This window comes from Vreelandella sp. 21 (assembly GCF_050995515.1).
In the GTDB taxonomy this organism is placed as follows: Bacteria; Pseudomonadota; Gammaproteobacteria; order Pseudomonadales; family Halomonadaceae; genus Vreelandella; species Vreelandella alkaliphila.
In genome coordinates, this window is sequence record NZ_CP194673.1 from 1,644,322 (window position 1) to 1,666,203 (window position 21,882).

The following is a 21,882-nucleotide window of genomic DNA, read 5'->3' on the forward strand; positions in this document are numbered from 1 at the left end:
TCACTTAATTGACCCAGATGCTCAGGCCTGCGATCGCGCCCAGCGAGAGCAGGCTCATCATGGCGGCATACAGTAAATTGTTTTTCATCATGCGGTAGCCGCTGATTCCGTAGCGCCCCTGCAGCGAAAGGTTTATGCCAGATAACGGCCCAACGCTGGTACCCACCGCCCAAGCGCTCAGCGCAACAAAGGCAAACAGCGTTTGCTCACCGCTGGCTAAATTCAAAATAGATGCCAGCACGGAAACGCCAATGATCGGGTGTAATCCCGCCAGCGCACTCAGTGTAATCGCCGCAAAGCTTACCATGGCTTGCCACATGCCAAAGGTAGCAAATAGCGTCCATTCGTCACCTGCTGCGGCCGCTACCAGGGTAGAAAGCCCCAGCGTTAATAAGCCCGCCGCTAAAAATAGCGAAATTTCCCCGCGCATGGCGGGTAGTCGTGTGGTGGTGTGTTGGCGAATGCGCCGCAGGGTAAAGCGTGTGCCTTCCCGTAAGTTGCTCAGCACCGCTACCACTGGCAGTAAAAAGGTAATAATACTGACAATGGTGAGCGACGGCGTCAGCCAAAAATGAAACAGCATCACCAGTGCTGCCATGCTCGCCGGCATTAACAGGCTGCGTGGCGAAAGTGAAAAGCCGTCGACCTCGGTTAAATCAAACCGACGCCTCAACTCTAGGGTGGTTAATAGCCCCGATAGCATCGCCAACGGAAACCCTATCAGCGCAATCTGGCCGTACTGAACTTCAGGCGCCAAGGCAATCACCACCGCCATAGAGGCAAAGAAGGGTGACCACAATGCCGCACTTGAAAGCCCACGATTTAAGGCCAACAGCTGGGGCATGGTTAACGGAGAGCGCCTAGCTAAGCGGTCGCCCACCATAAAAATCGTCGAAAGATTCAGAATAGTGCCAAGAAAGTGCACTCCCAGCCACGTGCGCAGCACGCCATCTGCACCGGTCACCCGTTTGCCCGGTGGGCGCTTATTACCCTGGGTGCCAATCAACGAAATAAAGCTAACGCCCACCAGCATCGTGGCCACAAACACATTGCCTTGAAGCATGGCAGGCCAATTTACATTGGCACCATAAATCACCCGTGCCACCACTAGCATCAGCACTCCAATGGTAATCAATACCCCCGCCTGAATGCGCGAACGGCGCGGAATGTCCCGCCACAGCAGCGCCACCGCTGCCCACAGCACATAGCTCACTGCCTGCGCCGTCGGCACCACGCCGATAAAGCCAATAATTTGAGCAAACAGCCCAAGCAGAATCAAAACACCCGCCACCCGCTGCCGCATCGTTGTCTCTTGCATCTCAATCCCTTGCTGGTTGAGTTAGCAGGCTAATCGGCTTTTCAACAATTGGCTAGCGGAAGGCGCGGGAAACTTCGCATAAACGTAACAATAAGTGCATTCATGTAGTGCGGTGCGTGCTGCTGCCCATAGGCCTCGAATTATTGTGGGAGGGCGCTTCAGCGCGCGATGATAATGCCGCCAACACTAGCCGCGCCGTTATAACCAATCAAAGCAACTTGTAGCGCGCGGTAACGAGTATCGCGAGGAACGAGTGAATGAGGCACCCGCGAAAGGACTTTGCCATGTCGAAGAAAACTGAGTAATGTCAAAAATATATAGTTTGCTTAACGCAGTATCAGGCAAGAAAAATACAGACGGTCGCCAGTGGAGCATGTTAACGCAGCCCAGTTGTACCGGGGCGGTAGCGTGCTTTTTTTAACAAGCCGAAAGCGCTGCGGTAGCTCTAAGCTGTACCTGAGTGACGTCATCAAGTGCATATCCTCGGACTAATGAGCTAGAACACGCTGTTATGTCCAAAGTATTTTAGGTCAGAATATGTCAATAGAATCTATCGTGGAAACAGCTTGGCCTGAGATATTGAAACTGCAAGCAGAAGTCTACCATTTGGTTGAACCAGACGACGTCACCCCATCTTCAGTAGCAGCCGAGTTTAGAGACTGAAGTTACTTATTGTTTTTTAACATGAAATAGACCGTACACCCAGCTTATGAGCCAGAGCCGATAAGGCTTTGGCGTTACTCACGCGTTTCTGGAGGCGTTGCAATAGCTCCTGTGTACCTGGATTGCCGCGTAGATAAAGTACAGTAGCCTCAGAAAAAGCCCACTTGAGATGAGCATTACCAATTTTGTTACCCTGGGTGTGCCATAGGTCTTACTATCCGATTCGGCTTTGTACTTGATCTGTTGGGAGCAGGAGGTAAACCTTAGCCAAGCAGGCTGAGAGAGGGAGAAGGCTCAATGAGTATCAAATCGTTGGAAACGGTTGTTTGTTCCGCAGGCTGCGTCTGCTTCACAAACGCCACTCAACTCAGGTGTTATGGGCAAGGGAGACAAAATGGAATTTATATACTTAGAAAGCACGGACGAGCTATACAAAGATGCATTGGATTTACGGTATGACTTATTTTTCCGAGCTTCTGGCCTTCCGCGAGAAATATTGTTTGATGCACTCGAGAGTAGTAGTTTTCATATCGCTGCAATAGAGAATGGTTCGTTGTGCGCATATGGTCGACTAAGCGAAGAAATTCCACGAATCTTTAAGATATCTCAGATGGTAGTCCGTCCAGACATGCAAGGGCAGGGCTTAGGTACAAGTGTCCTAACGAAACTGACACATGAAGCGCTTGAAAAGGGAGCTGAAGAAATTTATTTAAATGCTAGGCTACATGCCGTATCAATGTATGAAAAGTTGGGCTTTAAGGCTTCAGGCCAATCCTACGTTGCTAAGAGTACGGGAGTCCCTCACATTAAGATGATCAGGCGCGTCTAAATTTCCCATAACAAAGCATTTAAGACGGATTTCCAACGCTTGGCATTTTGGGTTTGAATTGCTTCAAGTGTTTACGGCACGATGGTTTCGATAGGGTTGGGAAAAAAGATGAGGAGTGGTCAGCATGCCGCGCTTCAAGGCTTATAACTACGACCAAAATGCCATGGTGGTGATCAACTTCACCTAGCACCTTTGAGCACGCAGTACATGACCTGATCGAGCATAAACTCGACTTGTCAGTTTTCTATCCCACGTATCGCAACGACGCGACCGGACGGCTAGCCTACGATTCGGCCATCCTGTTGAAGATCATCCTGTTTGCCCAAAGGCATCACCACCAGCCATGGGATGCAGTGGTGGTGCGAGACCAGCATTATTTTCAAAGCTCTTTTCTGCTATGCCGTTCCGCTCTCAGGGAGGGCAGACCTACAGCTACCGCATGTCGGTAGTGAAGCCGGTATTCGGCAATATTGGCACAACGAAAAGACTGAACCGCTTCAGCCTTCGGGGTGAGAAAAAAGTGCAGAGACAGTGGCAGTTATATTGGCTGGTGCATAATATTGAGAAGTTGGCGAATAATGGTCATTTGGCCACGTTATGAAAGACCCAGAGCGAGATAAGTTGATTTGCAAGAGCAAAAAGTCGTCTTCAACTTGCTTAATGTGGACGCTCAAATGGCTGAGTGCTGATATTAGGATGACTCAGAAAGATAACTTGCTGAGTAAATAAAATAGGATGATAGGCGGCGGAAACGGCTCGAAATCGGGTTTTTCTACAGTCTCGTTATGGTCTTTAGGGTGAGCAATGAAAATCAACCTGTTCGTCTTGCGGTGCAAAGAATTGGAAGCGAGTAAGCAGTTTTATGAACTGCTAGGGTTCAACTTCGTCAAGGAGAGGCACGGCGACGGACCTACGCACTACTCTTCGCAAGATGCAGGTTTTGTGTTTGAGCTTTATCCATTGGCGAAGAACGAGGCATTGGACAATTCCAGAGTCGGTTTTTCGTTAAATGGTACACAACAGGTTCTCTCCCATGTGAAAACTGTCAGCCAGCATGAATTAAACGGCAGGCAGATCTACGTTGCTCAAGACCCTGATGGGAGAAAGGTCGAACTTAGTGAGCAATGACCATGCATGGATGCGTAATTGCATCGCACATGACCACCCAGTTGCATTGCCACTGACCAGATATGTGCGTTCGTGGTGACCACCGTTTGTATCCGGTAGGCCATTACAAGCACAAGAGACGACAGCCAAAGAGCGGACTAGATAGTCGGTCAATGCTAAATCTGTAAAGTTAAGGTCTGACGCCAGCCATAATCCAGGGAGAGCGAAGCATGGGGGCTTGAGCTTTCCCCTAGGGTAAGGAATAAGCTACGTTTTTACCAGTGGAAACAGGAGTTACCATGCTTACCATCGGACAAATGGCCCGTTGTCATGGGCTTACTACCAAGACGCTTCGCCACTATGACAGTATTGGCTTGCTCACCCCGACCTTGACTGGACGCGACAACGGCTATCGTTATTACCGGCCCGAACAGATCATTACCCTGGGGCGAATTGTCTGGCTCAAGCAACTTGGTATGCCACTGGAGGATATCCGCATACTGGCGAACAGTGGCGGGTTGGACAGTGTCGTAAGCCTCTGTGAGTCCCTGGAAGTGCATGCTCGCAAGCTCAAGAGTTCCATCGCCCGCGACCAGCAAGTGCTCGACCAACTCATTCGCTACCTGGCTCAGCCGGAACGTTGCATGCCGGCGATGCAAACACCTGAGCGAATCTATTATCCATCGCTGCGAATCATGGGGATGAGCTGGCAAGAGCAAGACGAAGGCACTATTGGCCAGATGTGGGAACGCTTCTTTCCACGGGAGAAGGAAATTGATCGTTTGCACGATCCGGTCGGCACCTTCGGTGTCTGTCAGCCATTGGATGACGGTCAATGGCGTTATGTCGCAGGTTTGCCTGTGAATGCCGAAGCACCACTGGTGCCCAGTATGGTGGAGTTGCAGATACCCGCTCGCTATTACGCAAAGGTAGAGCATCACGGCGCAGTCACTACGCTGCCGGAAACCTTCCGCGCCGCTTACAGTGAATGGCTGCCTGCTGCCGGAATGGAGCCAGACGAAGGGGTGGAGTTCGAATACAGCGGTGAGCGCTTCCTAGGCCCCATGCACCCGGATAGCGTGACCGAAATTTACATCCCACTCAAAAACTGAACGCCACATAGAGGCAGGCTCGAACTGCTTCTATGTCGCAACAAACTGCAACAATGGAAGGCGCCAGCCTTTGCGAATGTCGGTCGTTCTCTGCCGATCATGGCCACTAAGAATGATGGTAAAGTCCGATGCATATAGTTAGGAGCACACACTATGGAGTCCTGGGAAAAATTAACTAATCCAACTGTGCTTCGGGAAAATCTGATTAGTGCCTCCGTTTACATTTCTGCATATGAGTTGTGCAGATAATTTACTGTCTCCAAGCCAAAGGACTTCTTCACAGATAATTGGGGCATGGAAAGGGGGGTATTAAACGAAGAATACTTTAATGATGTCCTGAGCTTTAATAAAAGACCTCTAAAAGCATCCTTACTCTGGTTCAAAGAGCTAGGTGCAATAAATGATCAAGACATATATAAATTTGATAAAGCACGAGAACATAGATATGAAATTGCAAACAATATGTCTGTGTTCATATCAGACCCAAACCACGAAGTTAACGGCCATATATTTAGCACGCTACTAGAAGCAACACATAAAATTGGCGTATTTTGGGTTGTCAGCTATGAGCTAAGTCTTAGCCCTGATTATGATGACCAAGAAATTGATGAAAGTGGCATTCAAGTAGGCACCATCATGATGATAAATATGATGAGACACATTGCCTTTGGTCAAGAACCTGAAGAAGGTTACTTTTACAATGAGCTCAAGCGTAGAACGGCTCCTAACAAGAACAAGCAATCGCAGCCTGCAGTTGCTGGGGCTGTCAAACGCTAGCGCGTTTGCCAGACCTTGTTGTGAGCGTTGAGGCCGTATAAAAATCCGCTGACGGCTAAGTTTTGGTAGGATCGAGGAAACATACGAGGAGTGGTCAGCATGCCGCGCTTCAAGGCTTATAACTACGATCAGAACACCAAGGTGGTGATCAACTACCAAGATCAGCTCCAGCCAGGCACCTTTGAACACGCTGTGCACTACCTGAACGAACATAAGCTCGACTTGACAGTTTTCCATCCCCAGTACCGCAGCGATACGACGGGTCGGCTGGCCTACGATCCGGCCATCCTGTTTTCCTACTCCAAAGGCATCACCTCCAGCCGCGAGAAGCAGTGATGCTGCGAGACTAATATCATTTTCAAAGTCATTTCTTGCGATGCAGTTCCACTCCCAGGGAAAGTAGATCTACAAACATCGCATATCGGTAGTGGAGCCGATATTCGGCAATATTAGCACGACGTAAAGACTGAACCGGTTCAGTCTACGGGGTAAGAAAAAAGTGCAAGGTCAGTGTCAGCTCAACTGCTTGGTGCATAATATTGAGAAGTTGGCGAATGGTGGTCATTTGGCCGCGTCATGAAGGGCTTAGAGCGGGGTAAGTTGCTTTTTAAGAGCAAAAGGCCGTCTTCAACAAGCTTTATCTGGGCGTCCAAGTGGCTAAATGCCGATATTAAGATTACTCAGCGAGATTATTGACTGAGTAAATGAATTAGGATCACAGGAGGTGGAGATGGTCCAAAATCGGTTTTTTCTACAGCCTCGTTAGGCTTACAATGGGGCATTAAGAGTGTTCTTAGCAAATTCACCAAAAAGAGTTTATCAAGGACTGTAGATGAAAGACGATTTAAGGGGTATTACAATATAGACGAATCCGTATTGGAGGAGCTATGGAAAGATGACAAAACTATTTTTGTGTTTGATACAAATGTTCTTCTTAATTTGTATGGATATGCTAAACAAACAAGAGAGGATTTTTTCAGTATTCTTCAAGCTATAAATGAAAAGTTATGGATTCCTTATCACGTTGGGTTGGAATATCAAAGGCGTAGATTAAATATTATTAGGAATTAAAGGATTGTATTTAATGACATTGAAAGCAACTTGGAAAAAATTCAGAAAGTCTTCAAGGGTGGTTTTGAAAAATTAGCCCTTAAGCGACGTTTTCCAAAGTTGTTTGAAAATACTGAAAAATTAGAAAAAGAAATAAATAAATCCATATCAAATTATAGGAAGTCAGTCCAGTGCTGGGATAGTGAGCAACCATGTATAAGATCATCACGATGAGATAAGAGACAAACTTAATGATTTCTTTGATGGAAAAGTTGGCGATAAACCTAAAGACCAAAAGTGGTTAGACGATTTTTACAAAGAGGGAGAGGAGCGCTTTAAAAAGAAAATTCCCCCTGGGTTTAAAGATTCGGGAAAAGAAAGTAATGACGATGATACACACTTTTATAATGATGGATTGTATTATGAAAGGCAATATGGAGACCTGATCTTATGATATCAAATAATTCATAAGGAAAAAGTGAAATTGTTGAAAATATTATTTTTATCACTGATGATGCCAAAGACGATTGGTGGTATAAAATTAGCTCAAATGGTAAAAAAACTATTGGGCCTCTAGCTGAGCTTCAGTCCGAAATATACCGAAAGTCCAACATTAGAAACTTTCATACGTACAGCACCTCGATGTTCTTAGAGGATGGGAAGTCTAACTTGGCTGTTGATGTAAGTGAAAGTTCGATTGAGGATGCAAGTACGCCGCACGTTTCCGAAAGCTCAAATAATTTAACTTCGAAGCAGCTTTCTGAGATGGCCGACAAATATAGAACTTCAACATTCAACAGTGAAGAACTACGAGAGATTGTAGAGCGTGCGAATAAGCTATCCTCCTTGGATAGTGATAGAATGAGAGAGATCTTAGAAAGTGTAAATAGGGTTTCCTCATTTGACAGAGACAGAATCAATGAGTTTACAGAGCGTGCAAATACAATATCATCCTTTGATGCTGAAAAGTTGAGGAAAATACTTGAATTACAGAAAAGAATTCAGGAAGACGATTATGAAATCTTCAAAAAAATTAATAGATATATAAGGAAGGATGGCAAGGACGATGAGTCCTAGAGGTTATAAGCAATGTAAGCCTAACCCCTATGAGCTTTCTGCTCGTTAATAGGCCCACCGTATTTTTATTGGCCGCGTAAGCGGTCAATATAAAGTCCCTGAGCCATTGATCCTAGTTCATCTATCATCGTTGGCTGTTGGTGGCTTACAGCAAAAATACCGCAAGGGTACTTCCTTCGGTCGCCTATTGAGGCTCTCTTGGTGTGATTGTTAATCACTGCCAGACCGGGTTGCTCCCTGCAAGTTGGTCTGGGGCACTAGACATTCATCGGTTAACCAGCATCTGTCCTATTCAAACAGAGGGTTACTTTACAGGTTCTACTGTTGTACTCAATTAAAGCACGTAAAATCGCAAAACAAGGCGTTTAGGAGTGGTTTCAAATGCTTGTCGGCTTCGCTTCGCTCAAGTATGGCAAGCGCTGGTCACACATTAATACGGCGTTATGTGAGGCCGTGAAAGGAGTTCTTATGACTGATTATTTTGGTTCTTGCCTGTGTGGCACCGTGAGATTTGAGGTAAAAGGCGAGTTTGACAGCTTTTACCTGTGTCATTGTCAGCACTGTCAAAAAGATACAGGCTCGGCTCATGCGGCAAATCTATTCTCAAATTCAGCTAAATTGGTTTGGCAGTCAGGTGCCGATGCAGTGACTTCCTTTGCGCTTCCAGGCTCTCGTCATAATAAGAGTTTTTGTAAGTTGTGTGGTTCAGCATTACCCAATACTCAGATCGCGGGTTTGCTCGTCGTTCCTGCTGGGTGTTTGGACACTGAAATCACTATGTTGCCAACTGCACACATCTTTTTATCTAGCAAAGCTGCTTGGGATGGGGAGTTAGGGGAGGTGCCAAAGTTCGAGGGGCTGCCAGATTGAGCTATCATCACATAACCAGCGGCTGTTGGCAGATGCACCTACGTTGCGCTCTGGCAAGTCGCAAAGCCAAGCGTTAGACCTGGAATTGCCATGAGTTTAGTTGAAATATTAGCTCTGTTTACAGTGATGGCAGCTTTAGCGCTAGTTCCCAGCACTAGTGTCGCTTTGGTCGTTGCTCGCGCTTCTTCTGCCGGATTCTCGAACGGCTGTGCCGTTGCGGCGGGAATTGTAGCCGGTGATCTTATCTTGGTATTGCTAGCTGTTTTAGGGATGACTGCGCTGGCAGAAGCTGTGGGTAGTTTTTTCTTGATACTGAGATATTTGGCAGGCGCGTATTTGATCTGGTTTGGTATAAGTCTTATGAGATCGAAAGCTCCATTGCAGGTGGAGCATTCCGGCCGATCAGTATCGAAATTATCAGCAAGCTTTTTCTCTGGTCTACTTCTCACCCTTGGTGATGTAAAGGCAATATTCTTCTACGCGAGTTTATTCCCTACTTTTGTTGATTTGGCCACTATCCGGACATTGGATATCGCAGCAATTGCGATGATAACCATAGTCGCCGTTGGTGGTGTCAAATTAGGCTATGCATATTTTGCGGGGGTCGTTGCGTCATTTGGCACTAACCATAGAGCAGAACGAGCATTTAAAGTGACGGCTGGTGGTTTAATGGTTGGAGCCGGATCGTATCTGATAGCAAAGGCTTATTGAGCTTCTCTTAGGATGATCGTTAATCAATGACCTTTCCCCCAAAACTAACCAACATGGAAGGTGGCAGATATGGCTCGAAAATGGATTTTCTACAGCCTGTTGAGCCACTATAATGACAGCATTTAGACAGTAAGGAAGTCGAATGAAAAAAATGTTTTTAGCTTCATCTTTCGTAGATGTTGCAGACCTATTTGTGAAATTTACCAGCGCAAAATGTGTAGGAAAAACGGTTACATTCATTCCTACTGCAAGCCTAGTCGAAGAGGTCAATTTTTATGTGGCCGCAGGTAGAAAAGCACTCGAGAAGTGTGGACTAATTGTTGATGAGCTTGAGATTTCAACTGCTCCAAGTGAAGAAATAAACAGCAAGCTTCAAAAAAATGACTATATCTATGTCACTGGTGGAAATACTTTCTTTTTACTTCAAGAACTGAAGATAACTGGTGCAGATAAAATAATAAAGGAACAAATAAGTTCAGGGAAAATGTATATCGGAGAGTCTGCCGGCTCTATTGTTATGTCGCGTAACATCGAGTATGTGAAAGATATGGACGATTTCACGGCGGCACCTAATGTAGGCTCTTTTTCATCATTAGGCATGGTTGGCTTTTATCCAGTGCCACACCATACCAACGCTCCTTTCGAGCAAGTCGTTGAAGGCATAATCACTAGCTATGATGAAAAAATAGACCTTTGCCCAATTAGTAATACGCAAGCCATTATCGTCAATGGTGATGAGTTTGAAGTCTGGACGGCTGAAACTTAACCAGACACAGCAGTTCGCGGACTGTGGTTACGAGTTACTCATTCCCCGCGCTGCTAAAAGAGGTTGCGGAGTAGTATCAGTGCTGGCAAAGCCATCAGTTCGCCGCCGGACGCTTGTTCCACGCGCCGTTTATGATGGCAGCCCAGTCGCTGGCTTTTGGGTGTGGCTATAGCGTCACTACCATACATATGTCTTCAGGCTGACGTTGAGTAGCAGGTGGAAGCTGATATGGGTGAGGTCATCACGAGACTTTATTTCCATCTGAATCAAGATCCATAATTGCTAATCTCAGGTGTTCCAAAAATACTCTCACTTTTTCCAGCGGGTATTTTTTTCCCGAGTAAAACGCATATAACACGAGATCCTCTGGCTGGCAGTTAAGATCAATCTTGATAAGCGATCCATTTTCTATATCTGCTTGGCATGCATGAGTGGGTAAAATAGCAAAGCCAAGCCCCTTCAGCGCGGCAGCTTTAGCCATGTAGCCACTGTTGACCTTATAGCTGGATTGCACCTGAATGGTCTGGTTATTCTTGAATCGCCAGGGCATGCCTTGTAGGACAGACAGGCTGGTAATGCAGGGCGCTTTGCTCAGTTCATCCAGTGAGCCCGGCAATCGGTGATGCTCAAGAAGTTGCGGTGCGGCAACTACGCAACTCGGCCAGCGTTGGATTTCTTTAGCGACCCAGCCAGAATCCTCCAATGGCCCTCTACCGAAGCGTAACACCAGGTCGAATCCTTCTAACAAACCTTCCGAAGGGTTTAATTGGGTGTCACAACTTAGTTGTATTTGAGGATGCTGGAGGCAAAAGTTTGCGGTGATTTCGGCCAGAAAGGGGAGGTCAGGCATGATGATCTTAAGGTGGCCGGATAGGGCGTCACCGTGTAGTGAGGCTTCTTCAAGTGCGTCATTCATCGCCAGTGTGAGCGGCGTGATGGCCTGATAAAGTTGCTTGCCTGCGGCGGTTGGAATCATCTTACGGGTGGTGCGTTCCAATAGTCGCAAACTAAGTTGTTGTTCCAATAACGCGACATGGCGACTGACATTGGATGTTGGCAATTGACGTTGCTCCGCTGCACGCTTAAAGCTTAGTTGTTCATATACCGCCTGAAAGCTAAGTAGCCATTGAAGTTCGATTTTCTCAATCATAGATTCTCTCAGAAAATGGGATTAATAACGCAATAATAGCGTGTTTATCCCTGTGAGTGGATTTGTGACAATCTCTACCGAATTTAACTATTGAGGTAGGGTCGATGAAAAACACTAATCGTATTGCCATTGTTGGTGCAGGGGTTGCTGGAATAGCGCTGGCAATACTCGCCACACAACAAGGCTATCAAGTGAGCGTGTATGAGCGTGACAGTAAGGTCTCGTCCATTGGTGCTGGCGTGACTTTATGGCCAAATGCAATTTTTGTACTGCAACAGATGGGGGTGGAAAAAGAGCTAAAACGCCTGGGTGGTGCTCCCCGTTTAATGCGTCAGTTTGATCAATTTGGCGTTTGGCAGGGTGAGCTTGATATTGAGGAAGTGAACCTGCTGAGTGGTTTCCCCAGTATAACAATATTGCGCCGTGATCTTATGGGCATACTGGCCAAGAGGTTGGATGATTTGGGTGTAAAAATACACCTTGGTTGCCCAATGACGGCGCAGGATATTGACCGATTAAAGCAAGAGTTTGACGTGGTAGTAGGAGCCGATGGGAGAATGAATTCGGTGGTGCGTCACACGTTATATGCCGAAAAGGTGAGCCCCCGTTACCAAGGGTTCATTAACATCATTGGTATCAGTCAGTTGAATGAGGGGGTTTTAGATAACGCCATCCATGATTTTCGTGGCTTGGGTGAGCGGTTTGGAATTGTCCCTGTGAATAATGGGCTATGTTTCTGGGCTGGCGCATGGAATGCCGATATTGATAAACAACGGCCCTTATCTACTTGGTATGATGAGCTGCATCAGCGTTTTCGGTGCTGGCCTGACCCGGTACGCAACGTGCTGAAATTCTATGATGCAGCATCGCTCAATCGCATTTTTGTTCATGATCTTGATCCCCTGCCTTATTGGCATCAAGACAATGTTGTCATTATTGGAGATGCGGCCCATGCGTCTTTACCAACATCTGGGCAGGGAGCATGTCAGGCGCTGGAAGATGCGTGGCATTTTGTCAGGCTTTTGGGAGAGCAAGGTGAGTTGGAAAGTGTTCTGACAAGTTTTTATCAACAGCGAATAGTTAAGACGTCCTCAGCTCAAGCCGTTGGAAGACAGGTAGCCGAGAGAGTTTTTGGAACACAATTTGAGTCTCAGTCAGCGACTTTAGGCATTTCTGCTGAGCAATTAAGCCTGTTATGGATGCAGGGATTAGAAACGCAGTAGGCGTAATTAAAGGAGCAGATAATGAGTTCTTACGGAACGTTGATATTCTTCTGTGGAAAGATGGGCGCTGGAAAAAGCACGCTGTCTGTCAGCATTGCGCGTGAGCGCGGCGCCGTGCTTCTTTCAGAGGACGACTGGTTAGCTACTCTTTTCCCAGGCGAAATCAACGATTTCAACGACTACATCAGTTACTCGTCACGCCTTAAGCCATTGCTTAGGAAACACGTTGAGCAAATACTCTTGGCAGGCACCACTGTGGTTCTAGATTTCCCCGGCAATACCAGGAAGCAAAGGGCATGGTTCAAGGATATCTACTCGCAACGAGGGATATCTCACGAACTGTACTATGTGATGGCAGAAGACGAGGTTTGTCTAAAACAGCTGAAACAGCGCCAAAGGGAGCAGCCTGAGCGGGCGAGCTTCGATACCGAGGAAGTTTTCAGGATGGTAACGGGTTTCTTTGAGTCACCTGAAGAGTCTGAGGGATTCAATGTCGAGGTTGTCGAGCGGGCGTTGACATAAACTCCATATTGCCGATTTAGATGCTTTTGGTACCGTTTTAGCCGCGTTGCTAGTGCTTTGAAGTCATATGCTTAAAGTCTCATTATGGCCTAAAAGGAACTAGAGTATGACTCAAGAAAGCGATAATAGAACAGTTAAAATGGGGATGCTGCTAGGATTTGTTGGAACAATAGTGGTGTTTGTCTCTTTCTATAGTTTTTTGCCTCAAGTTGCTGAGGAGGTTGTCGTAGTAGAGCGACTAAAGCTCGCAATAATGTGCCTTGTTTTTCCTGTTGCACTGTTTTTTTTGATGATTGTTAGAATCGGCTCTCAACGTTACGGAAACCCGTCAGCGGATCCCACTAAGTGTGAAGCAAATACAGAGGGGATGAAGGTTGATCTAAGAGTTCTATCTAATACTCATGAACAGCTTATGATATTCGCTATTAATATACTGGCGCTATCTGTTTTAATTCCTTATCAATTATTGAGCTTGCTGCCCATCTTTTGTTGCTGGTCGCGTCATGTTTTGGATAGGTTACAGGCGTAATGTGTTATGGAGAGCGCCAGGGTTTGCAATGTCTACACTGCCTGCAGTGGTAGGAGTAGGGTATAGCTGTGTTGCGGTTTTATTATCTGCATTCGCAAGCATTTGATAAAATTGAACTTTATGTTGTGTATGTTGTTTTATTATCGATTTTAATTCGAATTTTTTGATTATGGATTTAGTAAAACTTAGAGACCTTCACGTAAAAGATAGGCTGGCAGTTATATCTATGCTGGGAGATCCTACAGTGATGAGGTTTCTGGGGCCTCGTCGTGCTCTTACAGAGGACGAGTCTGATTTATGGTTCAAGCGTGCGCTTGCCAACCCATCTCGCTTTGTTATCGCAGATGTAAATAGTGATGAATTCATCGGATTTTGCGGCATCAAAGAGATGAACGGTGTCATGGATTTCGGTTATTTCATTAGAGCTGAGTTTTGGGGGAAGGGTATCGCCGCCAAGGCCTGTGAGCTGGTCGTGGAAAAGCTAGCCACCGAGGTTGATTGGGAGACTGTCCAGGTTTTCATCGCAGAGGATAATGCGGCCAGTATGAGAGTAGCCGAAAAGCTAGGCTGGCAGGTAGTGCATAGCGCGACCAAGGATGAAGAGTATGGCCGATACTACCGGATCACTATGTAAGCTGTGAAAAGGGATTCTTCTGAAAATAGGGCTGTAGCAATTGTGGATGTTGAAGAGATACATTAATGGCAGCCTTCATAAGTGAAGGCTGCTTGTTCAAATGGCTGGGAACCTGGTTATTTGGCTTGGTGTTTGTCAAATGTTTGTCCTATTACCAACACCCGTGTTTTTAACAACGTGGCTGTGCCAGCCAAGAGAAAGCTCTATGAGGTCGAGCTGCTGCAAATTTCACAGCTCGGCTTTGGATAGCCTGAACAAAAACACTTGCCCTACCGTATTAAGGCACTAAGTGCCAACGCAGGAGCCTTGGTGGGGCTGGTTCGGCGCCACAGTGACCGGACGGGAGTGCATGGCCATGGTGATTTTTGATCAGGTTGATAGAGCAAGGGATAGCGACGATGGATGAAGCAGAGTCCCTTAACAGGGCGATTAATGAGGAAGTGGTAATCTTCCCATCTGATGCTAACTGGCAACGAATGTTCGAGGAGGAGCGAGAGCGTCTCTTTGATTTGTTTCCAGATGATTTTTTGGCGATCGAACACGTTGGGAGTACAGCCGTACCGGGGCTTTCTGCCAAACCAGTTATCGATATCTTGGCTGGCGTGGATTCGATGTCACGTGCCGACAAATTAATGGAACCGTTGTGCCGCGCAGGCTATGCAACATCAATGGCGTTCAACGCTTCGCTAGTTGGTCGGCGTTGGCTTATGCGGTGGGCCGAGGGGCGTAGGACGCATCACTTACACCTCATGGTCTACGGTAGCCGTGAGTGGGATCAGCGCTTGGCATTTCGAAACATACTACTTACCAATGCTGAGCTAGCCCAACGGTATGAGAAGAATAAGCGGTTATGGGCGGCAGAATTTAAGTCAGATAGAGAAGCATATACGGCTGCCAAAGCGGGTTTTATCCTGGAGGCCTTAGAGAGCTCTCTATAGGCCATATAGATAGGCGAAGTGATCAATTTACCTCTCGTTATAGATTTTATGATTTTAAAAGGATGATGAAAGTGGATTGCAAACAACGAGTTTCGCGCTGGGTTATATCGATTTGCTTAATAGCGGTTCCTTCTGTGTTGATGGCTCAGGATGATAATTTGCTTACAGAGGTTGATCGTATAGAGAGACAGTTGGATGCACGCGTTGGTTTTGCAGCCTATGACTTGGAAACTGGGCAGCGTTGGGAATACAACGCAGACCAGCTGTTCGCCATGTCCAGCACCTTTAAAACCTTAGCATGTGCAGCGCTGCTGCAGCGTGTAGATGAAGGAAATGAGCAACTCGAAAGACGAGTGAAGGTATCTGCTTCTGACATTGTCACTTATTCACCCGTTACTGAAGCGTATGCGGATAATCGGGAGATATCGCTTTTTGAGCTCTGTGAAGCGACGATGACAACTAGCGATAATACGGCGGCTAACCTAATTTTACAGGCGATTGGTGGACCACAGGCCGTGACGGAGTTTGTTAGAGAGCTGGGGGATAGTGTCACGCGCTTGGACCGTTGGGAGACAGAGTTAAACGAGGCTGCTCCACATGATGAGCGTGATACCTCCACGCCCAATGCAATGGTAAGTAACCTTGAGAAGCTGGTAGTGGGAAACGCGTTATCGCCCCAGTCGAAAAACCAACTGCGTGAATGGTTGGTTAATAATGAAGTGGCTGATGGCTTGTTTAGGTCACAAATGCCTGATGAGTGGGTGATTGGAGATCGGACGGGAGCCGGTGGTTTTGGTTCAAGATCGATTACCGCTGTTATATGGCCGCCTGAGCGCGAGCCTACCATTGTGGCGTTTTATATCACCGAAACTGACGCATCCTTTGAAGAACGAAATACCGCGATAGCTGAACTGGGAAGTGTGATCAGAGATGCCATTGATACGAGTGGCGCTTTGTAGTTGTCCAGGCATCGCCTCACAGGTGCCTGGTAGGCTCGCGTATCGCTTTCCCGCAACACTGGTGCGTGCGGCTAAATGTTGAGAGTGGCGTGGCGGGCGCTTTCCAGCTCTTCAATCATTTTTTTAGCGGCATTAGAAAGCGTACGACTGGTGTGGACGAGATATCCCAACGGGCGCTGGATGGGGGCGGTGTCTACATTGAGCTCTATGAGTTCGCTATCGATCATGTTTTCAGGTAGCAGGCTCCAGCCCAGGCCCACGCTACACATCATTTTCAGCGTTTCTAAATAGTTTGTTGCCATGCTGACGGGAAGCTGTAGGCCCACTTCGGCAAAACGTTGGCCAATCAAGGTGCGAGTAAAGGTTTTTGCACCTGGCAGCACGCAATTGAATTCACATAATTCAGTCAAGCTGAGCGGGCTGCTGGTGTGGCGGGTACGCTGCGCCAGTGGGTGGTCGGTGGCGCAGACAAAACACAGCCGGTCGCGCCATAGCTCTACCACGTGAAGCTGTTCAACGGGGTGGGGGGCGAGAGTGACTATTGCCATCTCCAGCGTGCCGTCGACCACGCCTTGGTAGGCTAGCTCTGAGTCCAGAAAGTGCAGGTCTAACGCCACTTCCGGGTGGCGATGAGTGTATTGCTTTAAAAGCGGTGGCAGTCGGTGTAGGCCGATGTGGTGACTGGTGGCTAGCATTAGCTTACCGCCTACTTGGCCGGAAAGATTGGCGAGTGCTCGGCGGCTGTCTTCCACGGTAAACAGTATGTGCTGTGCTTTGGGAAGTAATACATTGCCCGCTTCGGTCAGCGCAATGCGCCGCCCGATGCGGTCAAATAACCGAGTGCCAAGTTGGTCTTCCAGAGTAGCGATGCGTTTGCTTACTGCAGGCTGCGTTAAATACAACTGTTCCGCCGCGCGGGAAAAGCTCTGGGTTTCGGCAACGGCCAAAAATGCTTGCAGGCTTTGAGTATCCACTTGCGACTCCCTGAACAGGTATTTCTAACTAGGTAATTAATAGGTGCTACTGAATAAGTATTCCAGTTTGGAATCTAATCTATGAATAACATGAATTGCTTTTATGCGCGACTCGCGTGACACTGCCTATATAGCCACATAAGCAGCACGCAGAGGCTGCCATACCGAACTAGCAGGGCAATGCCCAGGAGAGCAACATGTCAGGTCAAACGCTTTACGACAAACTCTGGAATCAACATTTGGTGAAACAGCGTGACGACGGCACGGCGTTGATCTATATCGACCGCCAGTTGCTTCACGAAGTCACCTCGCCCCAGGCGTTTGAAGGACTGCGCTTGGCTAATCGCAAGCCCTGGCGTTTGGATGCTAACTTGGCAACGCCTGACCACAACGTGCCTACGACGGTAAAAGAGCGCGCTGAAGGCAATAGCGGTATTAAAGACCCGGTGTCGTTAATCCAAGTACAAACCTTGGACGATAACTGCCTTGAGTACGGCATCGAAGAGTTCAAAATCAACGACCCGCGCCAGGGTATCGTTCACGTGGTAGGCCCAGAGCAGGGCGCAACGTTGCCCGGTATGACCGTGGTGTGCGGCGACTCCCACACCGCTACCCACGGTGCGTTTGGTGCCTTGGCCCATGGTATTGGCACCTCAGAAGTTGAACACGTTATGGCGACCCAGTGCTTGCTGGCGCAAAAAATGAAGAACATGCAGGTGCGCGTAGAAGGTGAGCTTGGCCTGGGCGTGACCGCTAAAGACGTGGTGTTGGCGATTATTGGCAAGATTGGCACCGCTGGTGGTACGGGCTATGCCATTGAGTTTGCCGGTAGTGCGATTGAGTCGCTCTCTATGGAAGGCCGCATGACCGTATGCAACATGGCCATTGAAGCGGGTGCCCGTGTAGGCCTGATTGCCGTCGATGACACGACGATTGATTATCTGGCCGAGCGTCCCTTTGCGCCCACCGCACAGCAGTGGGAAGCCGCCGTAGCCGACTGGCGCACTCTGGTTTCCGATGCCGACGCGCAGTTCGATAAAGTGGTTACTCTGCAAGCTGAAGAGATCGAGCCCCAGGTCAGTTGGGGGACTAGCCCGGAAATGGTCACCGGTATTTCCGGCCAAGTGCCAGACCCCCAAGCCGCGTTGGATGACACCGTGCAGCGCAGTCACGCGCGCGCCCTCGAATATATGGGCTTGCAGGCAAACCAGAAAATTACCGATATCAAGCTCGATAAAGTATTTATCGGCTCCTGTACTAACTCGCGTATTGAAGATTTACGCGAAGCGGCCAAGGTAGCGAAAGGTAATAAAGTTGCTGGCTCTATTAAGCTTGCCATGGTGGTGCCGGGTTCTGGTTTGGTGAAACGCCAGGCAGAAGCAGAAGGCTTAGATAAAATCTTTATTGAAGCTGGCTTTGAGTGGCGTGAGCCGGGTTGTTCAATGTGCTTGGCAATGAATGCCGACAAGTTGGGCGCTGGTGAACACTGTGCATCAACGTCTAACCGCAATTTTGAAGGTCGCCAGGGTTACGGTGGTCGCACACATCTGGTGAGCCCTGCGATGGCCGCGGCGGCAGCGATTGCTGGTCACTTTGTTGATGTACGTACCTTACCCGCTAACGACACTAGCCACGCGCAGGAGGCCTAAGCCATGAAAAAGTTTGAACGTTTAGAAGGAATCGTAGCGCCGCTTGACCGTGCTAATGTCGATACCGACCTGATTATTCCGAAGCAGTTTTTGAAGTCGATTAAGCGCACAGGCTTTGGCGTGAACTTGTTTGATGAACTGCGCTACCTGGATGAAGGCCAGCCAGGACAAGACTGTTCGCAGCGTCCGCTGAACCCAGATTTTGTGTTGAACCAACCGCGTTACCAAGGTGCTGAAGTATTGCTGGCGCGCCGCAACTTTGGCTGTGGTAGTTCCCGTGAGCACGCCCCGTGGGCGCTGGAAGATTTTGGTTTCAAAGCAGTGATTGCGCCAAGCTTTGCCGATATTTTCTACAACAATGCTTTCAAAAACGGCATCCTGCTGATTACCTTGGAAGAAGATGTTGTTGACCGCCTGTTTACGGAAGTGGCAGGCAGTGAAGGCTATCAATTAGACGTAGATTTAGAAAATCAGCGGGTCATTACGCCCAGTGGCGAAATTCTCGAATTTGAGGTGGATGCGTTCCGTAAGCACTGCCTGCTGAACGGCTTGGACGATATTGGTATTACTCTGCAGGACGAAGACGCAATTCGCGCGTTTGAAGAAAAACACCGCCAGCAGCGCCCGTGGTTGTTCCGTCAGCCTGCGTAAGTGTTCATTCACCTTTAACGTTTGAAATGCTAAGGAAATTGCATGACTCATAAGGTATTACTGCTGCCGGGTGATGGTATTGGCCCTGAAATTGCGGCCCAGGCGGCTCGCTTGCTGAAGGCCTGCCAGGAAGCTGGTTTGGATATCGACGTCGAAGAAGGCCTTGTCGGTGGCTCTGCTTACGATGTTCACGGTGAGCCACTGCCTGCTGAAACTCTTGAAAAAGCCAAGGCAGCCAGTGCTATTTTGCTGGGCGCTGTTGGTGGCCCCAAATGGGATACACTCGAAGACCTTTCCAAGCGTCCTGAAAAAGGCCTGTTAGGTCTGCGGAAAAACTTAGGTTTGTTCGGCAACCTGCGTCCGGCCATGCTTTATCCGCAGTTGGCTAGCGCTTCTAGCTTGAAGCCGGAGTTAGTGGCTGGGCTGGATATTATGATTGTCCGCGAGCTTACCGGTGGCATTTATTTCGGCCAGCCACGTGGCATTGAAGAGCGCAACGGCGAGCGGGTGGGTTTTAACACCTACATCTACTCTGAAAGCGAAATTGAGCGTATTGGTCGCGTCGCCTTTGAAATGGCTCAGAAGCGCGGCAAAAAACTCTGCTCGGTAGATAAAGCCAACGTGTTGGAAGTCACTATTCTGTGGCGTGAAGTGATGGAGCGTTTGGCACCAGAGTACCCGGATGTTGAGCTTTCCCATATGTACGTGGATAACGCCGCCATGCAGCTGGTGCGCGCGCCGAAACAGTTTGATGTGGTAGTGACGGGCAATATGTTTGGCGATATTCTTTCCGATGCCGCTGCCATGCTTACCGGCTCTATTGGCATGTTGCCTTCAGCATCGCTAAACGAGAGTGGGCAGGGCATGTACGAGCCTTGCCACGGTAGCGCGCCGGATATCGCTGGGCAGAATATTGCTAACCCGTTAGCGATGATGCTGTCGGTCGCGATGATGTTGCGCTATTCATTGAATGAAACCGCCATGGCTGAGCGCATTGAAGCCGCTGTTGGCAGTGTGTTGGATGATGGCTTGCGTACTGCTGACATCGCCTCTGAAGGAACGCGCCGTGTCTCTACCGATGAGATGGGTGATGCCGTATTGGCGGCCTTCGCAAAAAATTAAATTATGTGTAAAGCGTGCTAACTAATTGACGCTGAAAGGTATTAACAGTCGGCCACCCTAAGGGTGGCCGACGTTGTGTCTAATATTTGTGTATAATATCGCTCTCATTCTTAGTTGGAGGACTTCACATGTTGAAAGTCGGTTTCGTGGGATGGCGTGGCATGGTTGGCTCAGTGCTGATGCAGCGCATGCAGGAAGATGGTGATTTTAACGGTATTGAACCGGTATTTTTCACCACCTCCCAAGTTGGTCAGCCTGGCCCCGATATCGGCGTGGACGTGCCTCCACTGAAAGATGCGTTTGATATTGATGCGTTAAAAGCACTGGACGTGGTGGTGACCTGTCAAGGTGGCGACTATACCAAGCCGGTTTATAAAGACTTACGTGAGGCGGGCTGGAAAGGCTACTGGATTGATGCGGCCAGCACCCTGCGTATGGAAGACGAAGCGACCATTATTCTGGATCCGGTCAATCGTAAGGTGATCGATAACCAGTTAGCGAAGGGTGCTAAAACCTTTGTCGGCGGCAACTGCACCGTGAGCCTGATGCTGATGGGCTTGGGTGGCTTGTTCGAAGCAGACATGGTCGAGTGGATGACTTCCATGACGTACCAAGCAGCTTCCGGTTCAGGCGCTAAGCACATGCGCGAGCTGTTGAACCAGATGGGTCAACTGCGCGACAGCGTAGGCGAAGAGCTTAAAGATACCTCTAGCGCGATTCTGGATATCGACCGTAAAGTGACTGCTGCGATGCGCAGTGGTGACTTCCCCACGGATAATTTCGGTGCACCGCTAGCGGGTAGCTTGCTGCCATGGATCGATACCAAGCTTGATAACGGCCAAAGCCGTGAAGAGTGGAAGGGCAGCGTTGAGACTAACAAGATCTTAGGTTTGCAAAACAACCCGATCCCCATCGATGGCCTTTGTGTGCGCATCGGTGCAATGCGTTCTCACAGCCAAGCGTTCACTATTAAGCTGAAGCAGGATGTGCCGCTTGATGAGATCGAAGATCGTATTGCTAAGCATAATGAGTGGGTTCAGCTGATCCCGAACGACAAAGACGCTACAGTTGCTGGCCTAACGCCCGCTGCTGCGACTGGCACGCTGCAAGTACCGGTCGGTCGTCTTCGCAAGCTGAATATGGGCGGCGAATATTTGTCAGCTTTCAGTGTTGGTGACCAGTTGTTATGGGGTGCTGCCGAGCCGCTCAAGCGTATGCTGAAGATTTTACGCGAGCAGTAGAGCTCGCCAC

25 protein-coding genes and 3 pseudogenes are annotated in these 21,882 nt (G+C 48.4%); 24 read left to right on the forward strand and 4 right to left on the reverse strand.

Going from position 1 to position 21,882, the window contains the following annotated elements; genetic code table 11:
- Nucleotides 1–4: 4 nt before the first annotated feature.
- The gene (locus tag ACN06F_RS07645; RefSeq protein WP_038483657.1) at nucleotides 5–1,318 is read right to left on the reverse strand and encodes a hypothetical protein; all 1,314 of its coding nucleotides are present in this window, start codon (nucleotides 1,316–1,318) and stop codon (nucleotides 5–7) included.
- A 665-nt stretch (nucleotides 1,319–1,983) separates the two neighbouring features.
- Nucleotides 1,984–2,245: pseudogene (locus ACN06F_RS07650) on the reverse strand (IS110 family transposase); the annotation flags it as partial.
- 130 nt (nucleotides 2,246–2,375) lie between these two features.
- Between ACN06F_RS07650 and ACN06F_RS07655 the strand changes: the two are divergent.
- From ACN06F_RS07655 to ACN06F_RS07720, 14 genes and pseudogenes are all read left to right on the forward strand, one after another.
- On the forward strand, nucleotides 2,376–2,810 hold the full coding sequence (locus tag ACN06F_RS07655; RefSeq protein WP_084183698.1) for a GNAT family N-acetyltransferase: 435 nt from the start codon (nucleotides 2,376–2,378) through the stop codon (nucleotides 2,808–2,810).
- A 124-nt stretch (nucleotides 2,811–2,934) separates the two neighbouring features.
- A pseudogene (locus ACN06F_RS07660) lies at nucleotides 2,935–3,218 on the forward strand (transposase); the annotation flags it as partial.
- On the forward strand, nucleotides 3,208–3,411 hold the full coding sequence (locus ACN06F_RS07665; protein ID WP_051626567.1) for a transposase: 204 nt from the start codon (nucleotides 3,208–3,210) through the stop codon (nucleotides 3,409–3,411). The pseudogene ACN06F_RS07660 and the gene ACN06F_RS07665, both read left to right, overlap by 11 nt.
- A 203-nt stretch (nucleotides 3,412–3,614) precedes the next feature.
- Complete coding sequence (locus tag ACN06F_RS07670) at nucleotides 3,615–3,938, forward strand: VOC family protein (protein ID WP_433924973.1); 324 nt, start codon at nucleotides 3,615–3,617, stop codon at nucleotides 3,936–3,938.
- A gap of 278 nt (nucleotides 3,939–4,216) precedes the next feature.
- On the forward strand, nucleotides 4,217–5,029 hold the full coding sequence (locus ACN06F_RS07675; RefSeq protein WP_038483659.1) for a MerR family transcriptional regulator: 813 nt from the start codon (nucleotides 4,217–4,219) through the stop codon (nucleotides 5,027–5,029).
- Nucleotides 5,030–5,323: 294 nt separating this feature from the next.
- Complete coding sequence (locus tag ACN06F_RS07680) at nucleotides 5,324–5,806, forward strand: hypothetical protein (RefSeq protein ID WP_217181827.1); 483 nt, start codon at nucleotides 5,324–5,326, stop codon at nucleotides 5,804–5,806.
- Nucleotides 5,807–5,905: 99 nt separating this feature from the next.
- Nucleotides 5,906–6,139 (forward strand): annotated as a pseudogene (locus ACN06F_RS07685) (transposase); the annotation flags it as partial.
- A gap of 133 nt (nucleotides 6,140–6,272) precedes the next feature.
- Nucleotides 6,273–6,386, forward strand: a complete 114-nt coding sequence (locus tag ACN06F_RS07690) for a transposase (RefSeq protein WP_141239987.1) — start codon at nucleotides 6,273–6,275, stop codon at nucleotides 6,384–6,386.
- Between the two features lie 332 nt (nucleotides 6,387–6,718).
- Entirely contained in the window at nucleotides 6,719–6,877 is a 159-nt protein-coding gene (locus tag ACN06F_RS07695; RefSeq protein WP_433925110.1) for a PIN-like domain-containing protein, read from the forward strand.
- Between the two features lie 214 nt (nucleotides 6,878–7,091).
- Nucleotides 7,092–7,310, forward strand: a complete 219-nt coding sequence (locus ACN06F_RS07700) for a PIN-like domain-containing protein (protein WP_433925111.1) — start codon at nucleotides 7,092–7,094, stop codon at nucleotides 7,308–7,310.
- Between the two features lie 215 nt (nucleotides 7,311–7,525).
- Complete coding sequence (locus ACN06F_RS07705; protein ID WP_433924974.1) at nucleotides 7,526–7,933, forward strand: hypothetical protein; 408 nt, start codon at nucleotides 7,526–7,528, stop codon at nucleotides 7,931–7,933.
- A 381-nt stretch (nucleotides 7,934–8,314) separates the two neighbouring features.
- Entirely contained in the window at nucleotides 8,315–8,803 is a 489-nt protein-coding gene (locus ACN06F_RS07710) for a GFA family protein (RefSeq protein WP_325049579.1), read from the forward strand.
- A 90-nt stretch (nucleotides 8,804–8,893) separates the two neighbouring features.
- Entirely contained in the window at nucleotides 8,894–9,514 is a 621-nt protein-coding gene (locus ACN06F_RS07715; RefSeq protein ID WP_415963964.1) for a LysE family translocator, read from the forward strand.
- Nucleotides 9,515–9,656: 142 nt separating this feature from the next.
- Entirely contained in the window at nucleotides 9,657–10,280 is a 624-nt protein-coding gene (locus ACN06F_RS07720) for a peptidase E (RefSeq protein WP_433924975.1), read from the forward strand.
- Between the two features lie 241 nt (nucleotides 10,281–10,521).
- On the opposite strand, the gene ACN06F_RS07725 is transcribed toward ACN06F_RS07720, so the two are convergent.
- Nucleotides 10,522–11,430, reverse strand: a complete 909-nt coding sequence (locus ACN06F_RS07725; RefSeq protein WP_433924976.1) for a LysR family transcriptional regulator — start codon at nucleotides 11,428–11,430, stop codon at nucleotides 10,522–10,524.
- Nucleotides 11,431–11,534: 104 nt separating this feature from the next.
- Here ACN06F_RS07725 and ACN06F_RS07730 point away from each other — a divergent pair, with 104 nt between their 5' ends.
- The 6 genes from ACN06F_RS07730 to bla all read left to right on the forward strand — a co-directional run bounded on the left by ACN06F_RS07730 (nucleotide 11,535) and on the right by bla (nucleotide 16,235).
- A complete protein-coding gene (locus ACN06F_RS07730) occupies nucleotides 11,535–12,653 on the forward strand; it encodes an FAD-dependent monooxygenase (protein WP_433924977.1) in 1,119 nt (372 codons plus the stop codon).
- Between the two features lie 21 nt (nucleotides 12,654–12,674).
- A complete protein-coding gene (locus ACN06F_RS07735; RefSeq protein WP_433924978.1) occupies nucleotides 12,675–13,175 on the forward strand; it encodes an AAA family ATPase in 501 nt (166 codons plus the stop codon).
- A 106-nt stretch (nucleotides 13,176–13,281) separates the two neighbouring features.
- Nucleotides 13,282–13,704, forward strand: coding sequence for a hypothetical protein (locus ACN06F_RS07740; protein WP_433924979.1), 423 nt, complete (start codon nucleotides 13,282–13,284; stop codon nucleotides 13,702–13,704).
- 169 nt (nucleotides 13,705–13,873) lie between these two features.
- Entirely contained in the window at nucleotides 13,874–14,338 is a 465-nt protein-coding gene (locus ACN06F_RS07745; RefSeq protein ID WP_433924980.1) for a GNAT family N-acetyltransferase, read from the forward strand.
- Between the two features lie 398 nt (nucleotides 14,339–14,736).
- A complete protein-coding gene (locus ACN06F_RS07750) occupies nucleotides 14,737–15,276 on the forward strand; it encodes a GrpB family protein (protein WP_038483695.1) in 540 nt (179 codons plus the stop codon).
- 65 nt (nucleotides 15,277–15,341) lie between these two features.
- The gene (gene bla / locus ACN06F_RS07755) at nucleotides 15,342–16,235 is read left to right on the forward strand and encodes a class A beta-lactamase (RefSeq protein WP_433925112.1); all 894 of its coding nucleotides are present in this window, start codon (nucleotides 15,342–15,344) and stop codon (nucleotides 16,233–16,235) included.
- A gap of 71 nt (nucleotides 16,236–16,306) precedes the next feature.
- Here bla and ACN06F_RS07760 read toward each other — a convergent pair whose 3' ends face one another.
- Entirely contained in the window at nucleotides 16,307–17,209 is a 903-nt protein-coding gene (locus tag ACN06F_RS07760) for a LysR family transcriptional regulator (RefSeq protein WP_433924981.1), read from the reverse strand.
- Nucleotides 17,210–17,406: 197 nt separating this feature from the next.
- On the opposite strand from ACN06F_RS07760, the gene leuC reads away from it, so the two are divergent.
- From leuC to asd, 4 genes are all read left to right on the forward strand, one after another.
- A complete protein-coding gene (gene leuC / locus ACN06F_RS07765; protein ID WP_038483701.1) occupies nucleotides 17,407–18,858 on the forward strand; it encodes a 3-isopropylmalate dehydratase large subunit in 1,452 nt (483 codons plus the stop codon).
- A gap of 3 nt (nucleotides 18,859–18,861) precedes the next feature.
- The gene (leuD, locus tag ACN06F_RS07770) at nucleotides 18,862–19,509 is read left to right on the forward strand and encodes a 3-isopropylmalate dehydratase small subunit (RefSeq protein ID WP_038483703.1); all 648 of its coding nucleotides are present in this window, start codon (nucleotides 18,862–18,864) and stop codon (nucleotides 19,507–19,509) included.
- Between the two features lie 42 nt (nucleotides 19,510–19,551).
- The gene (gene leuB / locus ACN06F_RS07775; protein WP_038483705.1) at nucleotides 19,552–20,631 is read left to right on the forward strand and encodes a 3-isopropylmalate dehydrogenase; all 1,080 of its coding nucleotides are present in this window, start codon (nucleotides 19,552–19,554) and stop codon (nucleotides 20,629–20,631) included.
- 128 nt (nucleotides 20,632–20,759) lie between these two features.
- Complete coding sequence (gene asd, locus ACN06F_RS07780) at nucleotides 20,760–21,872, forward strand: aspartate-semialdehyde dehydrogenase (protein WP_089038162.1); 1,113 nt, start codon at nucleotides 20,760–20,762, stop codon at nucleotides 21,870–21,872.
- The last annotated feature ends 10 nt before the right edge of the window (nucleotides 21,873–21,882 follow it).